General features: G+C 74.5%; 19 protein-coding genes. 6 read left to right on the top strand and 13 right to left on the bottom strand.

Annotation, left to right across the window (positions count from 1 at the left end):
• The first annotated feature begins 9 nt into the window (after nucleotides 1-9).
• Nucleotides 10-2,517, top strand: a complete 2,508-nt coding sequence (locus ACFWP2_RS15915) for a SpoIIE family protein phosphatase (RefSeq protein ID WP_380451385.1) — start codon at nucleotides 10-12, stop codon at nucleotides 2,515-2,517.
• A gap of 143 nt (nucleotides 2,518-2,660) precedes the next feature.
• Here ACFWP2_RS15915 and ACFWP2_RS15910 read toward each other — a convergent pair whose 3' ends face one another.
• Entirely contained in the window at nucleotides 2,661-3,341 is a 681-nt protein-coding gene (locus ACFWP2_RS15910; RefSeq protein ID WP_380451382.1) for a TetR/AcrR family transcriptional regulator, read from the bottom strand.
• A gap of 233 nt (nucleotides 3,342-3,574) precedes the next feature.
• Between ACFWP2_RS15910 and ACFWP2_RS15905 the strand changes: the two genes are divergently transcribed.
• From ACFWP2_RS15905 to ACFWP2_RS15890, 4 genes are all read left to right on the top strand, one after another.
• A complete protein-coding gene (locus tag ACFWP2_RS15905; protein WP_380451380.1) occupies nucleotides 3,575-4,828 on the top strand; it encodes an MFS transporter in 1,254 nt (417 codons plus the stop codon).
• Nucleotides 4,829-4,897: 69 nt separating this feature from the next.
• On the top strand, nucleotides 4,898-6,721 hold the full coding sequence (locus ACFWP2_RS15900) for a glycoside hydrolase family 3 protein (protein WP_380451378.1): 1,824 nt from the start codon (nucleotides 4,898-4,900) through the stop codon (nucleotides 6,719-6,721).
• A 46-nt stretch (nucleotides 6,722-6,767) separates the two neighbouring features.
• The gene (surE, locus tag ACFWP2_RS15895) at nucleotides 6,768-7,856 is read left to right on the top strand and encodes a 5'/3'-nucleotidase SurE (RefSeq protein WP_380451376.1); all 1,089 of its coding nucleotides are present in this window, start codon (nucleotides 6,768-6,770) and stop codon (nucleotides 7,854-7,856) included.
• Nucleotides 7,857-7,876: 20 nt separating this feature from the next.
• Entirely contained in the window at nucleotides 7,877-9,337 is a 1,461-nt protein-coding gene (locus ACFWP2_RS15890) for a carboxylesterase/lipase family protein (protein ID WP_380451374.1), read from the top strand.
• Between the two features lie 111 nt (nucleotides 9,338-9,448).
• Here the strand turns inward: ACFWP2_RS15890 and gltX are convergent, their stop codons facing one another.
• Together gltX and ACFWP2_RS15880 are read right to left on the bottom strand one after the other, a co-directional pair.
• A complete protein-coding gene (gene gltX / locus ACFWP2_RS15885) occupies nucleotides 9,449-10,810 on the bottom strand; it encodes a glutamate--tRNA ligase (RefSeq protein ID WP_380451445.1) in 1,362 nt (453 codons plus the stop codon).
• Between the two features lie 300 nt (nucleotides 10,811-11,110).
• Nucleotides 11,111-11,305, bottom strand: coding sequence for a hypothetical protein (locus tag ACFWP2_RS15880; protein WP_380451372.1), 195 nt, complete (start codon nucleotides 11,303-11,305; stop codon nucleotides 11,111-11,113).
• 217 nt (nucleotides 11,306-11,522) lie between these two features.
• On the opposite strand from ACFWP2_RS15880, the gene ACFWP2_RS15875 reads away from it, so the two are divergent.
• Nucleotides 11,523-13,277, top strand: coding sequence for a HEAT repeat domain-containing protein (locus tag ACFWP2_RS15875; protein WP_380451370.1), 1,755 nt, complete (start codon nucleotides 11,523-11,525; stop codon nucleotides 13,275-13,277).
• Nucleotides 13,278-13,357: 80 nt separating this feature from the next.
• Here the strand turns inward: ACFWP2_RS15875 and ACFWP2_RS15870 are convergent, their stop codons facing one another.
• The 10 genes from ACFWP2_RS15870 to ACFWP2_RS15825 all read right to left on the bottom strand — a co-directional run bounded on the left by ACFWP2_RS15870 (nucleotide 13,358) and on the right by ACFWP2_RS15825 (nucleotide 23,199).
• Complete coding sequence (locus ACFWP2_RS15870; protein WP_380451368.1) at nucleotides 13,358-14,179, bottom strand: ABC transporter permease; 822 nt, start codon at nucleotides 14,177-14,179, stop codon at nucleotides 13,358-13,360.
• Between the two features lies 1 nt (nucleotide 14,180).
• Nucleotides 14,181-14,987 (bottom strand): ABC transporter permease, encoded by an 807-nt coding sequence (locus ACFWP2_RS15865; RefSeq protein WP_380451366.1) that lies wholly within the window; start codon nucleotides 14,985-14,987, stop codon nucleotides 14,181-14,183.
• Nucleotides 14,984-16,060, bottom strand: a complete 1,077-nt coding sequence (locus ACFWP2_RS15860) for an ATP-binding cassette domain-containing protein (protein WP_380451364.1) — start codon at nucleotides 16,058-16,060, stop codon at nucleotides 14,984-14,986. Before ACFWP2_RS15860 ends, ACFWP2_RS15865 begins: the two co-directional genes overlap by 4 nt.
• Nucleotides 16,057-17,226, bottom strand: a complete 1,170-nt coding sequence (locus ACFWP2_RS15855) for a Gfo/Idh/MocA family protein (RefSeq protein ID WP_380451362.1) — start codon at nucleotides 17,224-17,226, stop codon at nucleotides 16,057-16,059. Before ACFWP2_RS15855 ends, ACFWP2_RS15860 begins: the two co-directional genes overlap by 4 nt.
• Nucleotides 17,226-17,363, bottom strand: a complete 138-nt coding sequence (locus tag ACFWP2_RS15850; protein WP_380451360.1) for a hypothetical protein — start codon at nucleotides 17,361-17,363, stop codon at nucleotides 17,226-17,228. The genes ACFWP2_RS15855 and ACFWP2_RS15850 overlap by 1 nt, the downstream gene beginning before the upstream one ends.
• Complete coding sequence (locus ACFWP2_RS15845; RefSeq protein WP_380451358.1) at nucleotides 17,351-18,400, bottom strand: Ldh family oxidoreductase; 1,050 nt, start codon at nucleotides 18,398-18,400, stop codon at nucleotides 17,351-17,353. Before ACFWP2_RS15845 ends, ACFWP2_RS15850 begins: the two co-directional genes overlap by 13 nt.
• The gene (locus ACFWP2_RS15840) at nucleotides 18,387-19,712 is read right to left on the bottom strand and encodes a DegT/DnrJ/EryC1/StrS family aminotransferase (RefSeq protein WP_380451356.1); all 1,326 of its coding nucleotides are present in this window, start codon (nucleotides 19,710-19,712) and stop codon (nucleotides 18,387-18,389) included. The genes ACFWP2_RS15845 and ACFWP2_RS15840 overlap by 14 nt, the downstream gene beginning before the upstream one ends.
• A gap of 80 nt (nucleotides 19,713-19,792) precedes the next feature.
• Nucleotides 19,793-21,631, bottom strand: a complete 1,839-nt coding sequence (locus ACFWP2_RS15835; protein WP_380451354.1) for a hypothetical protein — start codon at nucleotides 21,629-21,631, stop codon at nucleotides 19,793-19,795.
• A gap of 147 nt (nucleotides 21,632-21,778) precedes the next feature.
• Nucleotides 21,779-22,690, bottom strand: coding sequence for an aminoglycoside phosphotransferase family protein (locus tag ACFWP2_RS15830; protein ID WP_380451352.1), 912 nt, complete (start codon nucleotides 22,688-22,690; stop codon nucleotides 21,779-21,781).
• Complete coding sequence (locus ACFWP2_RS15825) at nucleotides 22,687-23,199, bottom strand: hypothetical protein (RefSeq protein ID WP_380451350.1); 513 nt, start codon at nucleotides 23,197-23,199, stop codon at nucleotides 22,687-22,689. The genes ACFWP2_RS15830 and ACFWP2_RS15825 overlap by 4 nt, the downstream gene beginning before the upstream one ends.
• Between the last annotated feature and the right edge of the window lie 89 nt (nucleotides 23,200-23,288).

Raw genomic sequence — 23,288 nt, 5'->3', positions numbered from 1 at the left:
AGGTGGACCATGACCGTCGGCGGTGCCTCCCCGCAGCGCCCACGCGTCGACCCGCGACCGCAGGGCGACGCCTTCGCGGTCGTCGATCCAACCGGACGACTGTCGCACTGGAGCCCCGGGGCCGAGCGGCTGCTCGGGTACCGGGCCGGAGACGTCCTCGGCACCGCGGCGACCGACCTCCTCGGTGACCGCGCGGACACCGCCCGGCTGGTCGGCCGTCGACCCGGCCACCTCGGCAGCGCCCTGCTGCGCCACCGCGACGGCCGCACGGTCGAGGCCGCGCTCTGGGCCACCCCGCTCGACGGCTCCTGGCTGCTCCAGGCCGACCGCGGCGGCGCGGTGCGGCGGACCCAGCTCGACCACGCCCTGCTGAACGCCCTGTTCGCCGAATCCCCGGTCGTCGTCGGGGTGTTCGACATCGATCGGCGATTCCTCGCCCTCAACCGGGCCGGCCGGCTGGTCGCGGGGATCACCGGGATCGAGGGACGGACCCTGCGGGAGGTGGCGCCGCCCGGTCTGCTGGACCTGGACGCCTTCGAGGAGCGGCAGCGCACGGTGCTGGACACCGGCGAGCCGCTGGTGCGCGTCCGGGTGGAGGGCACCACGCCGGCGCCCGGAAGCCGCCGCGTGGTGTGGTCCGAGACGGTGCTCCCGCTGCGCGGCGGCACCGGAGAGCCGATCGGCCTGGCGCACATCCTGGTCGACGACACCCGCCAGCAGCAGGCCCGCGAGCGGCTGCGGCTGGTGAACGAGGCGGGGCTGCGGATCGGGGGCGGCCCCCTCGACGCCCGCGGCACCGCACAGCGCCTGGCCGAGTTCGTGGTCCCGCGACTGTGCGACCGCGCCCACGTCGCACTCTTCGAGTTCGCCCTCGGGACGGGCGAGCCCGATCCCGACGCCGCCTCCTCGGCGCTCCCACTGCTGCGGGCGGCGACCGCCACCGCCGCCACCCACGCCGGGCGGCCCGGGCCGACGGACCCGGGCGCGGGGGAGACCGACCGGTTCGCGTCCACCCCCGGCGGGCCCGTGCGGCGAGCCCTGGCGAGCGGACGGCCGCTGCTCCTGACCGGCGAGGAGCTGTCCTCGGCCGCCACCGACAGCGGCGACACCCGGGCCGCGGCGGAGGCCCGCGAGCGGGTGCACTCCTGGCTCGTCGTACCGATGTACGCGGGGGAGCAGCCGCTCGGCGTCGCGGTCCTCGTCCGGTCCAAGGAGGTGCCGGAGCACCCGCTCCCGGGCCCACCCGCGACCCCGCCCCCGGTCGCGCGGCGCTTCGAGCGCGACGACGTGGTCACCGCCGCGGAGATCGTCCGGCGGGCCGGCACCGCCATCGACCACGCCCGCCGCTACGCGCGGGAACGGGCCCGGGCGCTGGACCTCCAACGCCTCCTGCTGCCCAGCCGGCTGTCCAACGAGCCGACCATCGACGTGGCCTACCGCCACCTGCCGGCGCGCGGCCCGAGCGGACTCGGCGGCGCCTGGTACGACTACATCCGGCTCTCCGGCGCCCGGACCGCCCTGGTGGTCGGCGACGCGGCGGGGAACGGGCTGCCCGCCGCCCTCTACGCGCCCCGCATCCGGACCGCGACCCGGGTCCTCGCCGACCAGGACCTGACCCCCGACGAGGTGCTCACCGGGCTGGACGCGCTGGTGACGCGCTTCATGGTGGACTTCGCGCAGCCCGACAACGGTCCGGTCGGGAGCACCTGCCTGTTCGTGGCCTTCGACCCGATCAAACAGGAGCTGTCGCTGGCCAGCGCCGGCCACCCGTTGCCGCTGATCCGCGCCGCCGACCGGAGCGTCCGGGCCGTCGACATGCCGGTCGGCCGCCCGCTCGGGGTCCACGGCACGCCCTACGAGAGCACCGTCATGCCCTGGACCGACGGGGACGTCCTGGTCCTGAGCACCAAGGGCTTCGGCGCCGCCGACGGCCACCCGGGCGCGCTGGTGGCCGCGCTGCGCTCGCTGCCCGCGCCGTCCTCTCTGCCCTCACCGTCCTCACCGGCCTCGCCGTCCTCGCCGGAAGCGCCGCAGACCGATCCGTCCGCGCTGTGCGACCACGTGATCGACCGGCTCAGCCCGAGCGGCCCGCTCTGCGACGCCGTCCTGATGGCCGCCCGGCTGCGCTCCCTCCGACCGGAGCGCTACGCCGACTGGGACCTGGCGGACGACCCCGCGGAGGTCGGCCGCGCCCGTACGGTGGTGGCCGAGCAACTGGACGCCTGGGGCCTGGAGGACCTGGAGTTCGGCACCCAGCTGATGGTCAGCGAGCTGGTCACCAACGCCCTGCGCTACGGCAAGCCGCCCATCCGGCTGCGGCTGATCCGCGACCAGGGCCTGACCTGCGAGGTGACCGACCACAGCAGCACCTCCCCGCACGTGCGGCACGCCGCCGACACCGACGAGGGCGGGCGCGGGCTCTACATGGTCGCCCAGCTCGCCGACCTGTGGGGGACCCGCTACCACGACCGCGGCAAGACCATCTGGGTCAGCCAACCGCTGCCCCCGGAAACCTGAGCCGCGACCGCTGCTCCGCCGCGGCACCGTCCCGCCGCTGACCCTCCCGTCCGGAGCACGTCCGGCCTCTTGGGTAACTCCTCCGTGCCGCAAGCGACTTGAAGGCGGAGCCCGCCACGCCCTGCCGCGGGGGAGCGGCCCGGCTATTCGGCCGCCGTCGCGGCCGGCGGCAGGGCGCCCCCGGCGGTGCTCAGGTTCCGGTACAGCCGCGTCAGGTAGCCGCGCAGCTCGGCGGTCATGTCGACCGCCTGCGGGGCGAGGACCCACTGGAGCTGGAGCCCGTCCATGACCGCCAGCAGCTGCCGCGCCTCGGCCTCGCAGTCCGTGTCGGGGCGCAGCTCGCCGCTGTCCAGGCCCCGGCGCAGCGACTGGGCGGCGTCGGCGACCAGGGTGCGGTAGCGGCGGGCGAAGAACGCGTGCGCCGGGTGGTCCGGGTCCCCGGACTCGCCGACCAGGGCGTTGAACATCCGGGTGCGGCCCGGGCGCCGGCTGTTGTACGCGGTGAGGTCGAGCAGCCGGTGGAACCACTCGGCGACGCTCTCGCACTCCTCGGCGAAGAACCGCTCGGTGTCGTGCTCGTCGCTGGCCTCCAGGACCGAGACCAGCAGCGCCTCCTTGGTGCGGAAGTGGTGCAGCAGGCCGCCCTGGGTGATGCCGACGTCCTTGGCGATCCGGGCGAGCGAGGTCGCGTGGAAGCCCCACTGGGCGAAGTGCTCCACGGCGGCGTCCAGGATGCGGGCGCGCCGCTCGTCGCCCACCGCGTACGTGCCGCGTGCCGCGCCCCTGCCCGTGCCGCGGGTCGTCGACCCGTCCTTGACGTCCATGACAGTCACCTTAGTCACCGGCTCCGCGCGGCCGGTGATCTGTGATCTGGGTCACAGGACGAAAACCTACTGCCTACTCGGTTTTCATGGTTCTCTGGTGCCACCCCGAGACGGCGCCCGAGCCGCCCGGTCGGCCCCACCCGCCCGCCGACCGGAGCCGAGCCGTGCCGTCCCCCGGGCGCCCCCCTCGACTTCCCGACGCACGGGACCTGTGGCCACCCAGGAGGCCGGTCATGACCACCACCGACACCGCCGTCGGCGCCCGGAGAACCGGGGTGGAGAAGCCGCCCCCGATCGCCGGGGGCCGTCGGCTGCTGCCGATGCTCACCCTCGGCAACGCCGTGCTCTACCTCGTCTACCTGGGCATCGGACAGGTGCTGCTGCCCGCCCAGATCGAACTGCTGGACCCGGACGGGAAGGTCGCCGCGCTCGGCTGGGTCTCCGGCGTCGCGGCCGTCTTCGCGACCCTCTTCAACCCGCTCGCCGGCCTGCTCTCCGACCGCTCCCGGCGCCGCAACCCGTGGATCCTCGGCGGCGGCCTCGCGTCCTTCGCGACCCTGGCGCTTCTCGGCCAGGTCCGCACCGTCCTGCTGGTCACCATCGTCTGGTGCCTGGTCCAGGCCGCGATGAACGTCTACCAGGCCGCGCTCACCGCCGTCGTGCCCGACCGGGTGCCCGCCGAACGGCGCGGGCTGGCCTCCGCCATGGTCGGCATCGGCACCCCGATCGGCTCCGTCGTCGGCGTCACCCTCGCCACCCGCTACGTCCCCGACGCGCTCGGCACCGGCTACCTCGTGCTCGGCGCGAGCGTCGCCGTCGCGGCCGTGCTGTTCGTCGCGCTGGTCCGGGAGGAGCGGCTGCCGGTCGCCGAACCCGTGCCGCTGCGGCGCCAGTTGGCCGCCTTCGCCGACACCCTGCGGGTCGCCGACTTCCGCTGGGCCTTCATCGGCCGGTTCCTGATGATGCTCGGCTTCTTCGCCGTCTCGCTGTTCCAGTTCTACATCCTCCAGGACCACATCACCCTGCCCGGCGGCATGGACGCGGCCGGTGCCCAGGCGGTGCTCGCGCCTGTCGACGCCGTCTGCACCCTGGCCGCCACCGTCCTCGGCGGCTGGCTCTCCGACCGGTTCGGACGGCGCAAGCCGCTGATCGCGGTCTCCTGCGTGCTGGCCGCCGCGACCATGACCGTCCCGGTGCTGATGCCGGACTGGACCGGGATGCTGCTCTACACCGCCCTCGCCGGGATCGCCTTCGGCTGCTTCATGGCCGTGGACACCGCGCTCGTCACCCTGGTGCTGCCGAGCGCCGACGACGCCGCCCGCGACCTCGGCGTGCTGAACATCGCCAACGCCGGCCCGCAGATCATCGCGCCCTTCGTGGCCTCGCTGGTCGTCGGCGCGGCCGGCTACGACGCCCTCTACCTGGTCGGCGCGCTGATCATCCTCGCCGGGGCGCTCGCGGTGGCCCCCATCAAGGGCGTCCGCTGAGCCGCGACCGCCGGTCCGTCACCTCCGCCGCTTCCGCAACACCCCCGTACCACCCAGGAGTCACCCCTCGTGCACACCATCGCCCCCGCAGGCCGCACCGCCCCCACCGCAGGCCGCACCGTCCCCGCCGCCGTCCACCCGTACCAGGACCCGGCCCGCCCGGTCGAGGAGCGGGTCGCCGACCTGCTCGACCGGATGACCCTGGAGGAGAAGGCCGGCCTGCTCTTCCACACCATGATCCCGATGCACCCCGACGGCCGCCCGGTCGAGGCGGCGGACGGGGACGGACCCGACTTCCCCGCCGACACCACCGGGCTGATCCGCGACGCGGGGCTGAACCACTTCAACCTGGTCGGCACCGCGGGCCCCCGGCAGCTGGCCGAGTGGCACAACGCCGTGCAGGAGATCGCCGCCGGCACCCGGCTCGGCATCCCGGTGACCGTCTCCACCGACCCCCGGCACTCCTTCACCCTCAACATCGGCGCCTCCATCCAGGCCGGCGCCTTCTCCGCCTGGCCCGAGGCGATCGGCCTGGCGGCCGTGCGCGACCCGGAACTCGTCCACCGCTTCGCCGACATCGCCCGTCAGGAGTACCTGGCCGTCGGGCTGCGGGTCGCCCTCCACCCGCAGATCGACCTCGCCACCGAACCCCGCTGGTCCCGCCAGATGGGCACCTTCGGCGCCGACGCCACGCTCACCGCCGAGCTCGTCCAGGCCTACATCCGCGGCTTCCAGGGCGAGCGGCTCGGCCCCGACAGCGTCGCCACCATGGTCAAGCACTTCCCCGGCGGCGGCCCGCAGAAGGACGGCGAGGACCCGCACTTCCCGCACGGCAAGGAGCAGGTCTACCCCGGCGGGATGCGCGCACTGCACCTGGCGCCGTTCCGGGCCGCGATCGCGGCCGGCGCCGCGCAGATGATGCCGTACTACGGCCAGCCGATCGGCACCGACTGGGAGGAGGTCGGCTTCGGCTTCAACCGGGGCGTGGTCACCGGGCTGCTCCGCGAGGAACTGGGCTTCGGCGGCATCGTCTGCACGGACTGGGGACTGCTCAACGACGACGAGATCCTCGGCGAGCCGCACCGGGCCAGGGCGTGGGGCGTCGAGCACCTCACCGTCGCCGAGCGCGCCGCCAAGGCGCTGGACGCGGGCGTGGACCAGTTCGGCGGCGAGGAGTGCCCCGAGGTGGTGGTCGAACTCGTCCGCTCCGGGCGGATCGCCGAGCGGCGGATCGACGACTCGGTCCGGCGCCTGCTGCGCGAGAAGTTCGTGCTCGGGCTCTTCGACGACCGGCGCTACGTCGACCCGGACGCCGCCGCGGAGACCGTCGGCAACAGCGGGTTCCGCGCGGCCGGCGCCACCGCGCAGCGCCGCTCGCTGACCGTCCTGGTCAACCGCGACCGCACCCTGCCCGTCACCCGCACCGCCCCCCGGCTCCACACCGAGGGCCTCGACCGCTCCGTGGTCTCCCGCTACGGCCGCCTGGCCGCCACCCCGGCCGAGGCCGACCTCGCGGTGCTGCGGCTGTTCACCCCGTACGAGTACCGCCCCAACCGCTTCGAGTCGATGTTCCACTCCGGTCATCTGGACTTCCCCGAGGCCGAGTTGGCCGCGATCCTCCGCGTGCTCGACACCGTCCCGACCGTCGTCCTGATCAACCTGGAGCGGCCCGCCGTCATCCCGGAGATCGCCGAGCGGGCCGCCGCGCTGGTCGCCGACTACGGCGCGAGCGACGAGGCCATGCTCGACGTCGTCTTCGGCCGCGCCCGTGCCGAGGGCCGGCTGCCGTTCGAACTGCCGCGCTCGATGGCCGCCGTCGAGGCCTCCCGCCCGGACGTCCCGCACGACACCGCCGACCCGGTCTTCCCGTACGGCGCCGGCCTTGTCCTCTGACCCACCTCCGCTCGACACCCGCCCCCGCTCCGGGAGGAGACCCGACATGAGAGCACCGGCCCGAAGACTCGTCGCCCTCACCGCCGCCGCTGCCGCGCTCGCGGGGCCGGCCGGCGCCTCGGCCGCCGAGCGGTCGTCCGTCGCCTCCCCGGCCGCCGAGCCGGGGACCGCCGCCCGCCCCCTGGCCGGCCTGCGCGTCCTGCTCACCAACGACGACTCCATGCGGGCCGCCAAGGCGTCGAACTCCGACGGCCTCGGCCTGTACGAGCTGCGCCGCGCGCTGTGCGCCGCCGGAGCCGACGTGGTGGTGATGGCCCCCTGGCAGGTGCGCTCCGGTGCCGGCACCGCCGTCAGCAACGACGGCGTCCTCACCCTGAGCCGCCGTACCGACCTGCCCGCCGACCACCGGGGCGACTGCTCCGGCACGCCGTCCGGCTCCCCGGTCTACGGGGTCTGCCTGAGCGCCGGCCCCTGCGGCCCCGACAGCCCGAGCGCCACGCCCGCCGACACCGTGAAACTCGCCCTGCGGGCCGCCCTCGCCACCAAGGCCGGCTGGACGGACGGACCCGACCTGGTGGTCACCGGCATCAACTCCGGCCCCAACGTCAGCGCCCAGGTCAACGACTCCGGCACGGTCGGCGCCGCGCTGGCCGCCGTGGAGGAGGGCGTCCCGGCGCTCGCCTTCTCCACCGCCGGAGACGACAGCGGGGAGTTCTTCCCGCTCGCCGACTACCGGGCCGCCGCCGACTTCGGCGCCCGCCTGATCGCCGGGCTGCGCGCCCGCGGCCTGCCCGGCACGGAGTTCGCGCTCAAGGTCGACTACCCCGACGTCACCACCGCGGGGCCCGCCAAGGCCGCCCGCTGGACCAGGGTCGGCCACGGGCGCGAGGTCTGGCACGCCTACCGGCCCACCGGCGCCGACGGCTTCGCCATCACGCTCGGCGCGTGCGAGCACCGGCCCGGAGACTCCTGCACCGAGACCGTCGCGAACGCCGACGCCACCGCCCTGCTACGGGACGGGCACATCTCGGTCACCCCCGTCACCCCCGACCGCACCTACGGTGTCCGGACGGCCGACGCCCAGGAGCTCAACCGGCTCCGCCACTACATCGAGCACGACGCGCCCCGCCCGTGACACCCCCAGGAGAGCCCCGCATGACCAGCACGGAACCGCAGGACCACCCGGTCGTCCCCACCACCCGGGGCCCGGTGCGCGGCGAGCGCCGCACCGACGGAAGCCTGCGCTTCCTCGGCATCCCGTACGCCCAACCGCCCGTCGGCGAGCTGCGGTTCGCCGCGCCGGTGCCGCCCCGGCCGTGGACGGAGGTGCTCGACGCGACGGCCTACGGGCCCACCGCCCAGCGCCGACCGTTCTCCGAGGTCACCACCATCCCGGAGCCGACCATCCCGGGCGAGTCCGTCCTCAACCTCAACGTCTTCACCCCCGGCCTCGCCCCGGCCGCCGCCCTGCCCGTCCTGGTCTGGATCCACGGCGGCGGCTTCGTCGCCGGCTGCTCGGCCAGCCCCTGGTACGACGGCGCCGCCTTCAACCGGGACGGCGTGATCGTGGTCTCGATCGGCTACCGGCTCGGCATCGAGGGGTTCCTGCACCTGCCGGACGCCCCCGACAACCGCGGCGTGCGGGACTGGATCGCCGCACTGGAGTGGGTCCGCGACAACATCGCCTCCTTCGGCGGCGATCCGGCCAAGGTCACCGTCGCCGGGCAGTCCGCGGGTGGCGGCGCCGTCCAGACCCTGCTCGCCACCCCGTCCGCCCGGGGCCTGTTCCGGGCCGCGATCTCCGCCTCCGGAGCGGTGGCGCGCCCCCAGGACCGCGCGACCGCCGAAGCCGTCAGCCGGGCCCTCACCGCCCGCACCGGCGTGCCCGCCACCGCGGCCGCCCTGCGCTCCCTGAGCGACGAGCGCCTGCTCGAGCTCCAGGACGCGCTCGGCGAGGCCGGGCCGGACGGCGGCGACGCCCTCCCCCCGCTCTCCCTCGCCCCCTTCGCGGACGGCGAGTTGGTGCCACTGCCGGTGCCGCAGGCGCTGCCGGACGCGGAGACGCCGCTGCTGCTCGGCTTCACCGCCCACGAGTTCGCCGCCCCCGCGGAGGACGGCGGCGACGCCGACACCGAGCCGGAGGACGAACTGCTCGGCCTGCTCGGCGCCTTGGGCCTGAACGAGCACGGCGCGGGCCGCTTCCTCACCGAACACCCGGGCGCGAACGGCGGCGACGCGATCACCGACTGGCTCTTCCGCGCCCCCGCCCTGGCCCTCGCCGAAGCCCGAGCCGAACGCGAACGGCCCACCTGGCTCTACCAGTTCGACTGGTCCGGCAGTGCCCCCGGCCGCGCCGGCCAGGCCTACCACTGCATCGACCTGCCCTTCGCCTTCGACCTCCTGGACGCCGAGGGTGCCGAGGCGGCGCTCGGCGCGGCGCCGCCGCAAGCCCTCGCCGACGCCGTCCACGGAGCCTGGGTCGCCTTCGTCCGCGACCTCGACCCCGGCACCGACTGGCCGCCCTACCACCACGGCCGCGCCACCATGCGCTGGACCGCCGAACCCCGGACGGAGCACGACCCGCTGCGCACCGTCCGCGACATCTGGCACGCCTGACCGGGGCGAACCCTGTCAAGCCGCGCGTGCGGCCCGCCGCCGCTCCGGGCCGCACGCGCCGGCCGGCCCGGGGCCCGCACACCCGCCACCGGAGTGTGCGGGCCCCGGCCGTCACGCCAGTTCGGCCAGGGCCTTGTCCAGGCGCTCCAGGGTCCGCTCGCGACCCAGGACCTCCAGCGACTCGAACAGCGGCAGCCCCACCGTCCGACCGGTCACCGCCACCCGGACCGGCGCCTGCGCCTTGCCCAGCTTCAGCCCGAACACGGAAGCCGTCTCCTCCAGAACCGCCTTGAGCGACGCCGCCTCCCAGACCGCCTCCGCCAGCCGCCGCCGGGCCTCCCGCAGCAGCTCCGCCGACCCCTCCTTCATGGCCTTCGCCCAGGACGCCTCGTCGCGCACCGGCTCGTCCAGGAACAGGAAGTCGACGTACGCGGTGATCTCCGACAGCACCGAGATCCGGGTCTGCGCCAGACCGGCCACGGCGGCGAACGTCACCGGATCGAACGCCTCCGCCGCCCAGGGCGCCCGGGGCGAGGACAACCACGGTGCGCACGCCGCCGCGAACCCGTCCACCGGAAGAGCCCGCAGGTACTCGCCGTTGAACGAGGCCAGCTTCTTGACGTCGAAGAACGCCGAGGAGCCGTTCACCTCCTCCACCCGGAACAGCCCCTCCAACTCGGCGTACGGACGGATCTCGACATCGTCCTTCGGCCCCCAGCCCAGCAGCATCAGGTAGTTGACCATCGCCTCCGGCAGGTAGCCCTCGGCCAGGTAGTCCTCCAACGCCACCTTGTCGCGCCGCTTGGACAACTTCTGCCGCTGCTCGTTCACGATCACCGGCAGGTGCGCCCACACCGGCGGCTCGGCACCGAGAGCGCGCCAAAGCAACTGCTGCTTCGGGGTGTTCGACAGGTGCTCCTCGCCGCGGATCACCTGGGTGATCCCCTCGTCGCGGTCGTCGACCACGTTGGCCAGCAGGAACACCGGGCTGCCGTCGCCCCGCGCGACCACGAAGTCCTCGATGGCCGCGTTGGGGAACTCCGGATTGCCGCGGATCAGATCGGCCACCACCGTGACCCCCTCGTCCGGCGTGCGGAACCGCAGGGCCCGGCCGGCCTCGAAGCCCAGGCCGCGCTCGCGGCAGAACCCGTCGTAGCCGAGCTGCCGGGAGCCGGTGCGCTCGGCGACCCGCTCACGCGTGCAGTCGCAGTAGTACGCGAGCCCGGCCTCGTACAGCCCGGCGGCGGCCTCGCGGTGCCGCGCCTCGTTCTCCGACTGGAAGTACGGCCCTTCGAAGGTCGGATCCGCCTTCGAGACACCGATGGACGCGAGCGCGCTGATGATCCCCTCGGTCCACTCCTCGCGGTTGCGGGCCGCGTCGGTGTCCTCGATCCGCAGGACGAACCTTCCGCCGCGCTGTCGTGCCGTCGCCCAGTTGTAGAGCGCCGAACGGGCACCGCCGACGTGGAACATGCCCGTGGGGCTGGGAGCGAAGCGGACGCGGACAGGAGACGGGGAATCAGTCATGCGACCACCGTAGTGGCACCGGTGGACCGCGATGCCGAGCGGAGCCGCCGACCCGGGCCGTCAGCTCCAGCCGGGCGAGCCCGGGCGGAGGGTCATGATGCCTCGCCGGCGGTGAACATGCGCCGCATCCGCCCGAGTTGGCCAGCCGGCCCGCACAGTCGCGGCGGTGGGGGGAGAGTTGCCGGATGTCTCCGAGGGGCGGGGCCGGCTCGCATGGGCGGCGGCCACGGCTGTCAAGGCCCGGCGTCAGTGGGCCTTCAGCCACCAGTCGACGACGGCGATCAGGATCGGGGCGGGAGTGGCGGCCAACGAGAGCAGAGCGGTACGCCCGACCTGGCGGAGGATCGAGGTCTCGGCAGGGACGGGCGCGGCGTCCGCTGCCCTTCCGGTGTCGGTGTACGCGTCGGCGGGTGCGGACTTGCGGGTGAGGTCGTCGTTCATGGCGGGTGTCCTTGTCGGGTGTCGCTGGTGCCGGGACGCCGGGCCGTCCGGCGTCGGTGTCGAATGTGGCAGCCGGGCGGCCGGGCGTCCCAAGTTGCGGGCGGAGAGGGCGTGCTGGGCACTACGCTGCTGGTCAGCGGTGGTGGGTCACGGGTGCCCGCCGGCCCGGTTGAGGGCGGGGCGGGCACGCGCGGGCGAGAGGCGGGTCGGCGGGACGATGCCGGAGAACGAGCTGAAGCTGGGTCCGAAGCGGCAGGCGCTGTACGGGGGACTGCTGGAGCTGAAGGAGCGGGCGGAGCAGGAACGCAAGGCTCGGCAGGCTCTGTGGGGGCAGCGGGAGTTGGAGAAGGCGGTACGGCGCACCGGGCGGACCGGGACGGAGAGGTTCGCCGGGAAGCGGATCAGCGCATGGGTGCCACCGGCCGCTCGTGCGGGCGAGGCGCGCGTTCCGCAGGATTCCGAGGTCCTGCTGGCGGTGGTGGCGGTGTGGTCGTCGTGGGCCGGGGCCCCTTCGCTGGCGGCCGACGGCCGGGTGGAGGAGCGGTGGCTCCGCGCGGAGCGGGCCCGGTGGGAGCGGCTGCTGGACGGGGCCCGGGCCGAGCGCGAGGATGCCCGCGTGGCCGACGGTGGCGATGCCGCCGCGCAGGACCGGGTGCGTGCCGCCGAGCGGGCCGAAGCCGTGGAGGCGTACCGGCGGCGGGTGCGGGAGGTGCATTGGCGGCTGAACCTCGACGTCCTGGGCGCTTCCGGCAGCGCCGGTGAGCAGCCGAAGATCGAGGTGCGGCAGGTGTTCATGCCGCAGCTGTGCCGCCCGCACGTGGCCCACGTGCCGGGCGAGGTGCGTCGGCTGCTGGCGGCAGGCGAGTTGGCGGACACCGACCTGCCGCCGGGGATGGAGGCCGAGGCCGTCCGCGCGCTGCAGGAGACCTACCGGGCGCAGCCGACCCGGCCGGTGCTGGAGGTGCTGGCGGGTGAGACGGGCCGCCGGGTGGTGGTGCTGGGCGATCCGGGTGCGGGGAAGTCGACGCTGGCGAAGTACGCGGCGTTGGCGTTGGCCGGCGCGCTGGAGGAGCTGCCCGCCGAACTCGGCGAGCTCGCCGGGCTGGTGCCGGTGGTGGTGGAACTGCGGCAGTACGCGCAGGAGCAGTGGCGTGACCGGACGATCGAGGACTTCCTGGAGCACGTGGACCGGCAGGACCGGATGTGTCTGACGCGGTCCGTGCTGGAGGGACTGCTCGCCCAGGGGCGTGCCGTGGTGTTCTTCGACGGCCTGGACGAGGTGTTCGACCCGGCGGTGCGGGCGCAGACCGCGCGGCGGATCACCGCCTTCGCCTCCGACCACCCGGGCGTGCGGGTGGTGGTGACGTCACGGGAATACGGGTACCGGGCAGGCGAGTTCACCGCGGCCGGGTTCACGCAGGTGATGCTCCAGGACCTGGAGCACAGGCAGGTCGAGCAGTTCATCCGCCGCTGGTACACCGCGGCCCACCCGGAGAACCCCAGCCTGGCGGCCCAGCTCACCCAGCGTCTGCTGGGGGCGGTCCGCGGGGTGCGGGCGGTGGCGGAGCTGGCCGGCAACCCGCTGCTGCTGACCGTCCTGGCCGCCGTCACCGACGCCGACCCGAACGTCCGCAACACCGCCCTGCGAGTACTGGGAGAACGGTGGCCGGACGACCAAGAAGCCGGCCAGGCCGTCCTGGCCGCCGCCACGGATACCGACGCCGACCCGGAGGTCCGCAGCACCGCCCTGCGGGTGCTCGCGGCGAACTTCCCCGACGTGGCATGGCCTGTTGTGTGCGAGCACACCAAGACGGACCATCCGGCCGGCATCAGGGTCCACATGATCAAGCTGCTCGCGTTGCTGTGGCCGGAGGAACCCGACAGCCTCACCCTCATCCGCGCCATGGAACAGCACGACGAGGAGGACGTGAGGCAAACCGCGGGGGAAGCCCTGACGCTGCTGGAGCAGTAGCCCGGATCGGCTGGCTTCGGTCACTGCCGGCGCTGGCTCAAGTGGGCAGTGGCCAGGGGATTCCAGATGGGCAGGGCCGGTCAGGTGTTGGTGCCCTGGTAGCGGTTGAGGCTGGCGTTCCAGAGGAGGCGGGCGGCGGTGTAGGCGGCCAGGCCGACGAGGGGGGAGGCGGCGGCGAGGGGGGTGGGGACGGCGGAGCCTTCGAGGTGGTCGGTGAGGACGGCGGCCGGGAGGTAGGCGATGAAGGCGACCGGGACGAGGTAGGTGAGCAGGAGGCGGGGGAACAGGGGCAGGATGCTGAGCGGGTAGACGGCGACCATGGCCATGATGTTCTGCAGCCATGACGACCAGTACTGCCAGCCGGGGAAGTGCAGGGTGACGGCGGCCATGGCGATCAGGACGGCGCCCTCCGCGAAGAAGCCGCCGAGGATGCCGGCGGCGAGCCAGCTCAGCCGCCCGGCTGTCCAGGGCAGGTCGAACCAGTGGACGGCGAGGCCGAGCATGGTGGCCGCGACGGCGAGGTCGCCGAGGGCGTTGACGCTGAACCAGGACAGTTGCACCTGCCGGAAGACGGGCAGCGGGCGCAGCAGGTAGGAGTCGATCCGGCCTTCGCGGAGGACGCGGCCCATCTGGTCGACCGGTCCGAGGAGGAGGGCGACCAGTCCGTGGCTCGACAGGCGCATGCTCGCCAGCAGGAGCACCTGCGGACCGGTCCAGCCCCCCAGGCCGGTGAAGCGGGTGAGCAGGACGGATGCGAACACCACCACGGAGGTCTGCCAGACCACGCCCAGGGCGATGCTGAGCAGGAACTCCGTACGGTATTCGAGTCCGGCGCGCAGGTTCATCGCGGTGATCGACCACGCCACCCGGATCCGGCGCCGGGCTCGTCGTTCCGTGGCCACCTCAGCCGCCCTGCACCGTGACGCGCGAGGCGGCCCGGGACCACATCCAGTGGGTCAGTGCCGACATCCCGGCGATCCAGGCGAGTTGGACCGAGAGCGCGGCCGGGGCCGCGGAGGTCGGCAGCCGGCCGGTGTAGAGGGACATCGGGATGCTGACGACGTACTGGAACGGCAGCTTCGCGCTGACGGCCTGGAACCAGTCGGGGAAGAACCACAGCGGCGCGAAGCCCCCGGCCAGGAAGGTCTGCACGAACTCCGTCAGCTTCGTCACCTGGCGGTTCAGCACCGTCCAGAAGCAGACGAGGTCCACGGCCGACCGGATCTGATGGGCGATGACCTGTCCCAGGAGCAGGCTCGCCGTCGCCCAGCAGGCGGCCGCACGCGACACCGGTGGCATCAGCACGCCGAGCGGGAGGCAGACGGCGTACCCGCACGCGACCCAGCCCAGGGCGTAGGCCGCGTCTCCGAAGGCCCGGGCCGCGTAGTAGCGGCGCGGGGGCATGGGCCGCAGGAACCAGTAGAGGACCGTGCCGGCGTGCACGTGGTCCACGAGGGTGTCGGCGGTCAGCGCTCCGGCGCGCAGCTGCGTCACCATGGCGGCGACGACGACGTAGGTGACGGTCTGGCCGGCGGTGACCCCGGCGGCGGTGGGGGTGCGGCCGTACAGCGCGTTCCAGAGCGTCGTGGACACGGCGATCCAGAGGCCGACCCGCAGGACGGTTCCGGCGAGCCGCCCCGGGAGCAGTACCTCCGTCATCGGGGTGATGCGGCCCACGAGCAGGAACCGGGTGAGGCCGGCGGTCCTCACGGGCGTGACTCCAGCGGATCGTCGGCGCTGCGGTCGGCGGTGCCGCAGTCGTCGGCGCTGCCGTCGCCGCCGTCGTCGCTGCCGCCGCTGCGGTAGACGGCGCGCATGACGTCTTCCAGGTCGTCCTCCTCCACCGCCACGCCCGCGACGGGCAGCGTCCGGACGATCGCCCCCAGCGCGTCCTGCGCATCCAGCGGAGGGCGGCCGGAGCCGGAGCCTGGGTTGGGCCCGAACACCGCCACCGGGCCGTCGCGCCGGAGCAGCCGTACGCCGGGCGGCGGCCCGCAGGCGTGTGCCGGGTCGGCGAGGGTCACCCGGATCCGCCACGAGCCGCCGAAGCGCCGCCGGATCTCCTCCAGCGGGCCGTCGAGGACGAGACGGCCGCCGTTGACCACCAGGACGCGGGCGGAGAGCCGGGCGACCTCCGTCATGTCGTGGGTGGTCAGCAGGACGGTGCGGCCGCGTTCGTGGACCTCGGCCCGCAGGAAGTCCCGGACCTGCTCCTTCACCACGACGTCCATGCCGATGGTCGGTTCGTCGAGGAAGAGGACGGGCGGGTCGTGCAGCAGCGCGGCGGCCAGGTCGCAGCGGACGCGCTGGCCCAGCGAGAGGTGGCGCACCCGGGTGTCCCAGAAGCCGGACAGGCCGAGCAGGTCGTCGAAGGTGCGGAGCCTGCGGTCGTACGAGGCCCGGTCGACGCCGTAGATGTCGCGCAGCACCATCAGCGAGTGCCGGGCGGGCAGGTCCCACCACAGCTGGGTGCGCTGGCCGAACACGACGCCCACCCGGTGGGCGTTGCGTTCGCGGTTGCGGTGCGGCACCAGCCCCGCGACCCGGACCTCGCCGGAGGTGGGGACCAGGATCCCGGTCAGCAGCTTGATCGCGGTGGACTTGCCGGCGCCGTTCGGGCCGAGCAGGGAGACCAGCTGCCCGGGCGGGATGTCGAAGGACAGCTCGCGCACGGCGTGCCGGGCCACCCGCCGCGGTGCGACGAGCGACCGCAGTGCGGCTTTGAGTCCGGGCGGGCGGACCACGGTGTGATAGGTCTTCGAGAGCTCGCGCGCACGGATCACGGAGCCTGCCCTTCCGCGACCTGCCGCTCCGCCGGGACGACGGCCCTCCCGGCGGGCAGTGTGCTTCCCGGGCGTGTGACGCCGCTGCGGACGCGGGCGATCGCCAGGGTCAGCTCCAGGACGTGCAGGCCGAACGCGCGGTCCATGACCGGGCGTCGACCGTGCCGCAGGGCGTCGGCCAGGTCGGCGACGCCGGCCGCGAAGTCGATGTAGTGGGTGTCGGCGTAGGGCGGGGGAGGGGTGCGGTAGTCGACCACCTCGGGCGGGCCGAGGTAGCCGATCCGGTCGGCTGGCTCTGCCGGCTCGGTGGTACCGGCCGGGTCGGGCGTTCTGGTCCGTCGGCAGGTCACCCGGGAGTCCAGCCGCATCACGTCGTCGACGGTGATCACCCCCGCGTCGCCGACGATCGTCAACGAGTAGTCGCGCGGGGCGAGTCCGCTGCCGCTGAGCCGGCAGACCACGCCGGACTCGTGGGTGAGCGTCCAGTGCGCCGAGTTGGGGCCGAGGGCGGCTGCGGACAGCCCGGCTGGCACCAACAGGCCGGTCTCCCCGGCCAGTTGCCGCACTCCGCCGAACAGGTCCACCAGCCAGGTGAGTTGGTAGCCGAGGTGCTCCAGCACCGGTCCGGCCGCGAACTCGTCGGCGGCCGGCCACGGGCTCCCGGACGGGCTGCGCCAGGCACGATGGCCCATCAGGTGGACGGCCCCGTCGTCCAGTGCCGCGTGCACCAGCCGTGGGCGGCCGATGGCCCCGGACTCCAGGACGCGGCGGACGGCTGCCGCGCACGGCCCCAGCACGGTCGAGGGTGCCGAGGAGAGCAGCAGTCCCGAGCGCTCCGCCAGGTCCCACAACTCCCGTGCCTGGTCCAGCTCGAGGGCCACCGGCTTCTCGCTGAACACATGGCGTCCGGCCAGCAGCGCCGCCTTGGTCACCGGGTAGTGGCTCGCCAGCGAGGTGGCGTTGACGACCATGTCCGCGTCGGCGTCCAGGGCCTCGGCGAGGCTGTCGAAGGCCCGGACGCCGTGGTGGCGGGCGAACCGGGCCAGCCGCTGCGGGTCGGTGTCGTAGGCGCCGGCCACTGTGAGGTCGGGCCGAGCGGCGCAGCACGCCAGGTAGAAGTCGGCGGCGTAGCCGCAGCCGACGACGACCAGCCGGATCGGTGCCATCACTGGTCTCCTGCCGTCACGAAGCCACCCACGAGGTCACCCGCGAAGCCACCCAGGAAGTCACCCACGAGGTCCGTCACGAAGCCCGTCACCGATCCCCTCTCGGGACTGGTCACCGGACCGATCACGAGATCCATCCCGAAACCCCTCCCAGCCGCTGCAGTTCGTCCAGGACGGCGCCCGGCACCGCCAGCCCCTCGGCCCGGGCCCGGCGCCGTAGGGCGGCGTGGTCCTGCCCGGGGGTCCGGACCGGCCGGCCCGCCGTGGTGGGGGCCTGGTCGCGCAGCCGGTCCACCGCGGCGCCGACGGCGGTCCGGTAGTCGTCGCGCCCGGCCTCGTCGGGGCCGGTGGCGAGCACGAGCAGCAGGCCGCCGCCGAGCCGCCCCTGCGGGGAGTTGTCGCCGGCCAGCGCGGAGAGCGCCGCGACCAGGAGCGCCAGGGCGGTGCCCTTGTGCCCGGCGAGGGGCGCGATGGCCCCGCCGGAGTAGAAGTCCGCCGGGGCGGTGCTCGGGCGGCCCTGCCGGTCGAGCACGGCACCGGGGTCGACGGTGCCTCCCGCCACCCGGCCCAGGCGGACCCGGCCCATCGTGGTGGCCGAGGTGGCGAGGTCGACGACCAGCGGCCGGTCGCCCGCCGGGGCGGCGAAGGCCATCGGGTTGGTACCGAGCACCCGTCCGTGGGCGCCGGCCGTCGCGACCGTGGCGTCCTCCTCGTCCCAGGCCGAGCCGGTGACGAGCAGCGCGGCCGTCCCGGCGGTGGCCGCCCGTTCCACGTAGGCGCCCAGGCGGCCGGAGTTGCGCAGTCCGCGCAGCCGTACCAGGCACTGGCCGTCCCGGGTGGCGACGCCGACGGCGTGGTCCACGACGCCCGCCAGTCCGTACTGGGCGAATCCGCCGCGCAGATCGGTGGTGAGCGAGGCGCCGTCGTGGACGGTGTGCGGGGTGGCGCCGGGGTCGATCCGGCCGGTGCGTACGTCCCGGACCAGCGACGGGAGCAGCAGCAGCCCGTGACCGGTGTGCCCGAGCACCTCGGCGTCGACCAGGTGCGCTGCGACGGCCTCGGCCACGGGCGGGGGCGCACCCAGCTCCAACAGCGGTGCGGCGCACAGGTTGAGGAGGTCGGTCAGCGGGAGCCGGGCCGCCGGGCCGCGGCCCGCCCGGTCAGCCGTTGCCACGGCTGTCGACCGTGACGGCGGCGTCGCCGGGGTCGGAGTCCAGCAGGTCGGTGTGCCGCTCGGCCACGTTGCGGAACATCTCCACGTAGCGGTCGATGCGCTGCTCGTCGTAGCGCTTGAACGGCGGCACGGTGAAGGCCCGCAGGCCTTCCGACACGGGCAGCCCCGGCGCTGCCGGATCGGTGCGGGCCGGCCCGGTGCGGGGCCGGTCGCTGGGGAGGTCCCCGGCGTACACGTCGCTCGCGAACACCGGGTGCAGGTGGAGCGGTTCGCGGATGATGTTGCGGGTGTGGGCGGGGAAGCCCTCGGCCCGCACCGCGCGGATGAAGCCGTTCGCGGACAGGCCGTCGAGCGCGTCGGCGTCGTAGATGCCGTGTGGCTGGTACCAGGCGCCCATGGTGCGGTCGTCGCCCTCGGGCGGCCGGTGGGCGATCAGCCCCGGGACGTCCCGCAGGCCGTCCCAGAAGCGGGTCATGGCGGCGTCCACCTCGGCCATCCGGTCGTCCAGACGGCGGAGTTGGACGCGGGCGAGGGCGGCGCTGATCGGGTGCAGGCGGGACGTCACCCCGCCCAGCGGCAGCCCCTTCCAGCGCAGCAGCGCGGTGTTGCGGACGTACTCCTCGTTGAAGCGGAAGTTCTGCCCCCAGGCGAGGACGCGTTCGTAGGTGTCGCGGTCGTCGGTCACCACGATGCCGCCCTCGCCGACCGCGATGGGCTTGCCGGAGAAGGAGAAGGCCGCGACGTCGCCGAGACTGCCGGTGCGGGCCCCGGCGAACCGTGAGCCGTGGGCGTGCGAGGCGTCCTCGACGACGGCGATGCCGTGGCGGCGCCCGAGGTCGCGGAAGCGGTCCATGTCGGCGGGGTAGCCGAGCATGTGCACGGCCACGATCGCGCGGGTGCGGTGGGTGATGCGCTTCTCGACGTCGACGGGGTCGAGGTTCATGGTGTGCGGCCGGACGTCCGCGAACACCACCTCGGCGCCGAGCGACAGCGCGGGCATCGCCGTCGCCCAGTAGGTGGTGGACGGCACGATCACCTCGTCGCCGCGCCGTACCCCGGCCGCCCAGAGCGCGGCCAGTACCGCCGAGGTGCCGTTGACCTGGCCGACGGCGTAGCGCACCCCGCAGTAGGCGGCGAACTCCCGTTCCAGCGCGGCGACGTTGCCGGAGCCCTCGAAGTTGGGGTGGTCGAGCACGCCGACGGCGGCCGACCGGGCTTCGTCGTCGAGCACCGGCCAGGTGAAGAGGCCGTCGTCGTTCGCTCCTTCCAGGGACGGTGTGCCGCCGAACAGGGCGAGTTTCTGCCGTGCCATGTGTCCTCCGTGGATGGGCCTCGCTGAGCTGGAACCGGATGGGGAGGGAGTGGGAGGGGAGGGGAGACGAGGAGAGGGGACTATCGGGTCGGTGGCGCGCCGACGAGGCCGCGCTCCAGGAGTTCCAGGCCGAAGTGGATCAGGAAGCAGGCACGCACCCAGGTGGTCTCGGCGACGCCGAAGGTCAGCCGGAGCAGCCGCGCGGGGGGCGCCGCGCCGCGGACCGTCATGACCTCCTCGGGAATGGTGCGGATCCCCATGAAGTGCACCAGGAGCGCGAACACGTCGAAGGAGCAGGTCAGTCGGAGGGCTCTGCCCAGCTCGGAGGCGAGCAGTGGCCCGCAGTCGGCCATGACGAAGAAGCCGGTCTCGGGCTCCCGGGGAACAGTCAGCCACCGCCCCAGGCCCCGGTCGAGGAACCGGGCGACGGAGCCGGCGTCATCGAAGTCCGCGGCGACGGAGCGGGCGGAACCGGAGGCCGCGGCGAGGGAACCCGTGGCGTCGGCCGCCCCCGGGCTCCGGCCGTGGGCGCGCAGCCGTGCCGTGAGCTCGGCGGCGAGGTCCGCGCAGATCACGGCCACCCGGGCGGCCCGGACGCGGTGGCCGGGCGGCCCGGCTCGCCGGAAGCCCCGCAGGGTGGCCGCCGCGAGCGCGGCCTTCTCGGCGTAGCCGTCGGGCGAGCCGTGCGACTGCCAGTCCAGGGTGGGGCCGGTGCGCGGGGAGGTCAGCACGTCCCGGACGGCGGCCTGGAGGTACGCCGGTACCCAGCCGACGGAGGTCTCCACCAGCCGTCCCAGGGCGGCCGCCGTTCCGGGTGGGGAGACGAGCACCCCGAGCCGGCAGTCCGCGATGGCCAGCGGCTTGGAGAGGCCGAGCAGTTGGTAGGCGGGCGTGCCGGTGCGCAGGAACGAGCCGATCTCGGGCAGGGGCGCCCGGATCGAGTGGTAGGCCAGGTCCTCGACGGGGGTGACGCCGGTGTCCGCCAACACCTCGGCGAGCCGGTCGACTTGGGGTTGCCGGTACAGGTCGCCGCCCTGGGTGGGGTTGATGTGGAGCCAGGCGACCACTCGCGGCGGGTTGGGCAGCCGGCCGGCCGCCACGGCGTGGTCCCAGTCCAGTCCGGCCTCCGCGAGCAGCGGGGAGAGGAGCGCGCGCACCAGGGCGTCACAGTCGCGGGGCCGCTCGGGCCAGGCGCGGGTCGCGGCGATCCTGCGCGCGCCGGCCACCACGAGGGCGCGCCCGCCGCGGACGCCGAGCCGGGTCAGCAGCCCGGAGAGCCAGAGTTCGGTGCGCGCGGCCGCGGTGTCCCGCCAGTCCGCGAGCAGGTCGTCCTCGATCGCGCGGATCGAACCGTGGAGGAGCTCCGGGGTGCAGCGGAAGCCGTCGTCGGGGCGCAGCAGCAGGGTCCGGCCGTCGGCGCGTTCGGCGTGCGGGATGAAGAACCCGTAGACCGGATGGGCGCTGAGCACCACGTCGCCCGCGCGGCGGACCAGGTGCCGGCAGAGCAGGTCGTAGAGGTGCACCGTGCCCGCGCCGACGGTCACGTCGAGGGTGTCCGCGGGTATCGCGGCCTCGGCCTTGAGGAACGCGCGGACGGCGTCGGCCAGCCCGTCCTGGGCGAGCGGGCCGTAGTAGCCGCGCAGCCCGTCGGGGTCGCCGGCGGCCCGGGTCAGGCCGGCCAGGAAGTCGGGTGGCGCGGGCCAGTAGGAGTTCCCGGTGTCGAGGCTGTTCTCACTCGGGAGCAGGCCGCCGAGGAGGAAGTCCTCGTGGCGGGCTCCGAGCGCCCCGGAGGGGAGGAAGACGTCGAACATCTCGTGGCTGAGGAACTCGAACCGCTCGATGTCGCCCATCGGTGCGGCGGCCCGCCGGTGGAAGGCGTCGAGCATGGCCCGGAACGCGGACAGCTGTGCTCCGTCCATGGGACCTCCGGTTCTGGTGCGGCGGGTGCGCGGGCGAGGGTCGGGTGCGCCGACGGGTCGGGTGCGCAGATGGGTCGGGTGCGCGGGCGGGGGTCGGGTGCGCCGGCGGGTCGGGCTCGGGCGACGGACAGGCGGACGCGCGGGCGGCTACCAGAGGCTCCGCGCGACGGCCGCCAGGTACCCGGCGTCGTCCGTCGCGCCGATCGAGGCGCTCCACAGCGCGAGGTCGAGCGAGTTGGCCAGGGCGTACCGCCGGGCCCGGTCCTGGTCGAGGCCGAGGGCGGCGCCCAGGGAGCGCAGGCGGCGCCGGTTGCGTGCGCGCAGTTCGGCGACGTCCTCGACGGCCCGCCACGGATTGCGCAGCATCGGCGCGAGGTCGGCCTCCCGGTGGCCGAGCGAGCACTTCGGGTCGACGGCCGCCCAACGTCCGCCGGAGGAGAGCACGTTGTGGTGGTGGAGGTCGTTGTGGAGGATCACCGGGGCGGGCGGGTCGTCCCATTCCTCCAGGATCCGCAGCGCCGCCCCGAGTAGTGCCTCGGGTGCCAGCCCGGGGGCCGCCGTCCACCGGGCGTGGAGGACGGCGGGCCGGGTGGCGGTGTACTCGGCGAGCCGCCGGGGCCGTTCCAGCCGGGCGACGGGCACCGACCACAGGGAGTCGAGCACGTCCGCGACGGCCTCGGTGGCCTGCTCGTCCGTCAGCCCGGACTCCGCGAGCGGTGTGCCCGGCCGCAGTTCCTGGACGAGCAGCGCGCCGAGGGCGTCGTCGCGCTCGTACAGCGCGGGCACGGCGGCGCCCTGGTAGGCGGCCAGCCCGAACGCCTCGGCCAGCGCCTCCGCTCCCGGCGGCGACAGTTTCAGTACGGCCCGACCCGTCGGGCCGCCCCGGACGGTCAGCACGGCGCCGTAGCGGGAGTCGAGGACGCCTGTCACCCGGAACTCCCACCGCCGGGCGAGTCGGTGGACGACGCCGTGGAGCGAGTCGAGCCAGGCGCGGCCCGCCGCGGTGCGGGAGGTGCCGCGGACGAGGCCGTCCGGCAGCCGCAGTCCGGCGGCGGTCACGGCCTCCCCCTTCCGCCGGCCGCCCACGGCGGGCGTACGGCTGGGACGTCCAGCGCGGTCAGCAGGGTGCGCAGCAGTCCGTCGGGGTCGTGGACGGTGACCACCCCGCCCGCGACGACGCCGCGGGTGCCGGGATCGGGCGGGTCCGGGCGGGCCCAGGAGAGGTCGGCGACGTTCAGCTCCAGCGTCAGGCCGTTCGGCAGCCGCAGCCGGCGTTCCTCGACGGCGCCCCAGGTCTTGCGGCGGATCACGGCGCCGCCGAACCGCGCGAGCCAGCCGTCCTCGTCCCGGAGCAGCCCGGGCGAGCTGGAGAGCACCAGGACGTCCAGGTCGGAGTGGGCGGTGGGCTCGCCGTGCGCCCAGGAGCCGACGACCAGGACGGCGCGGACGTGCGGCACCCCGGCCGCCCAGCCGCGGACCAGCTCGACGGCCTGCGCGACCTCCCCCGCCCTGTCGTGCTCGCTCGTCCCGTGGTTCTCCCTCGTCCTGTCGTTCTCGCTGTCGTGCACGGACGGCTCCCGTGGGTTGCGTGCCGGTGCGGCCGGTTCGTCGGGTGCGCCCGGTGCGTCGGGTTCGTCGGGTGCGCCCGGTGCGTCGG

The organism is Kitasatospora sp. NPDC058444 (assembly GCF_042721415.1).
GTDB lineage: Bacteria > Actinomycetota > Actinomycetes > Streptomycetales > Streptomycetaceae > Kitasatospora.
This window is presented reverse-complemented; position numbering and strand designations above follow the sequence as displayed.

Coding starts and splice junctions, on each gene's coding strand:
- ACFWP2_RS15915 (WP_380451385.1), top strand. CDS start 10: ATGACCGTCGGCGGTGCCTCCCCGCAGCGCCCACGCGTCGACCCGCGA.
- ACFWP2_RS15910 (WP_380451382.1), bottom strand. CDS start 3,341: ATGGACGTCAAGGACGGGTCGACGACCCGCGGCACGGGCAGGGGCGCG.
- ACFWP2_RS15905 (WP_380451380.1), top strand. CDS start 3,575: ATGACCACCACCGACACCGCCGTCGGCGCCCGGAGAACCGGGGTGGAG.
- surE (WP_380451376.1), top strand. CDS start 6,768: ATGAGAGCACCGGCCCGAAGACTCGTCGCCCTCACCGCCGCCGCTGCC.
- ACFWP2_RS15890 (WP_380451374.1), top strand. CDS start 7,877: ATGACCAGCACGGAACCGCAGGACCACCCGGTCGTCCCCACCACCCGG.
- gltX (WP_380451445.1), bottom strand. CDS start 10,810: ATGTTCCACGTCGGCGGTGCCCGTTCGGCGCTCTACAACTGGGCGACG.
- ACFWP2_RS15880 (WP_380451372.1), bottom strand. CDS start 11,305: ATGAACGACGACCTCACCCGCAAGTCCGCACCCGCCGACGCGTACACC.
- ACFWP2_RS15875 (WP_380451370.1), top strand. CDS start 11,523: ATGCCGGAGAACGAGCTGAAGCTGGGTCCGAAGCGGCAGGCGCTGTAC.
- ACFWP2_RS15855 (WP_380451362.1), bottom strand. CDS start 17,226: ATGGCACCGATCCGGCTGGTCGTCGTCGGCTGCGGCTACGCCGCCGAC.
- ACFWP2_RS15850 (WP_380451360.1), bottom strand. CDS start 17,363: ATGGATCTCGTGATCGGTCCGGTGACCAGTCCCGAGAGGGGATCGGTG.
- ACFWP2_RS15840 (WP_380451356.1), bottom strand. CDS start 19,712: ATGGCACGGCAGAAACTCGCCCTGTTCGGCGGCACACCGTCCCTGGAA.
- ACFWP2_RS15835 (WP_380451354.1), bottom strand. CDS start 21,631: ATGGACGGAGCACAGCTGTCCGCGTTCCGGGCCATGCTCGACGCCTTC.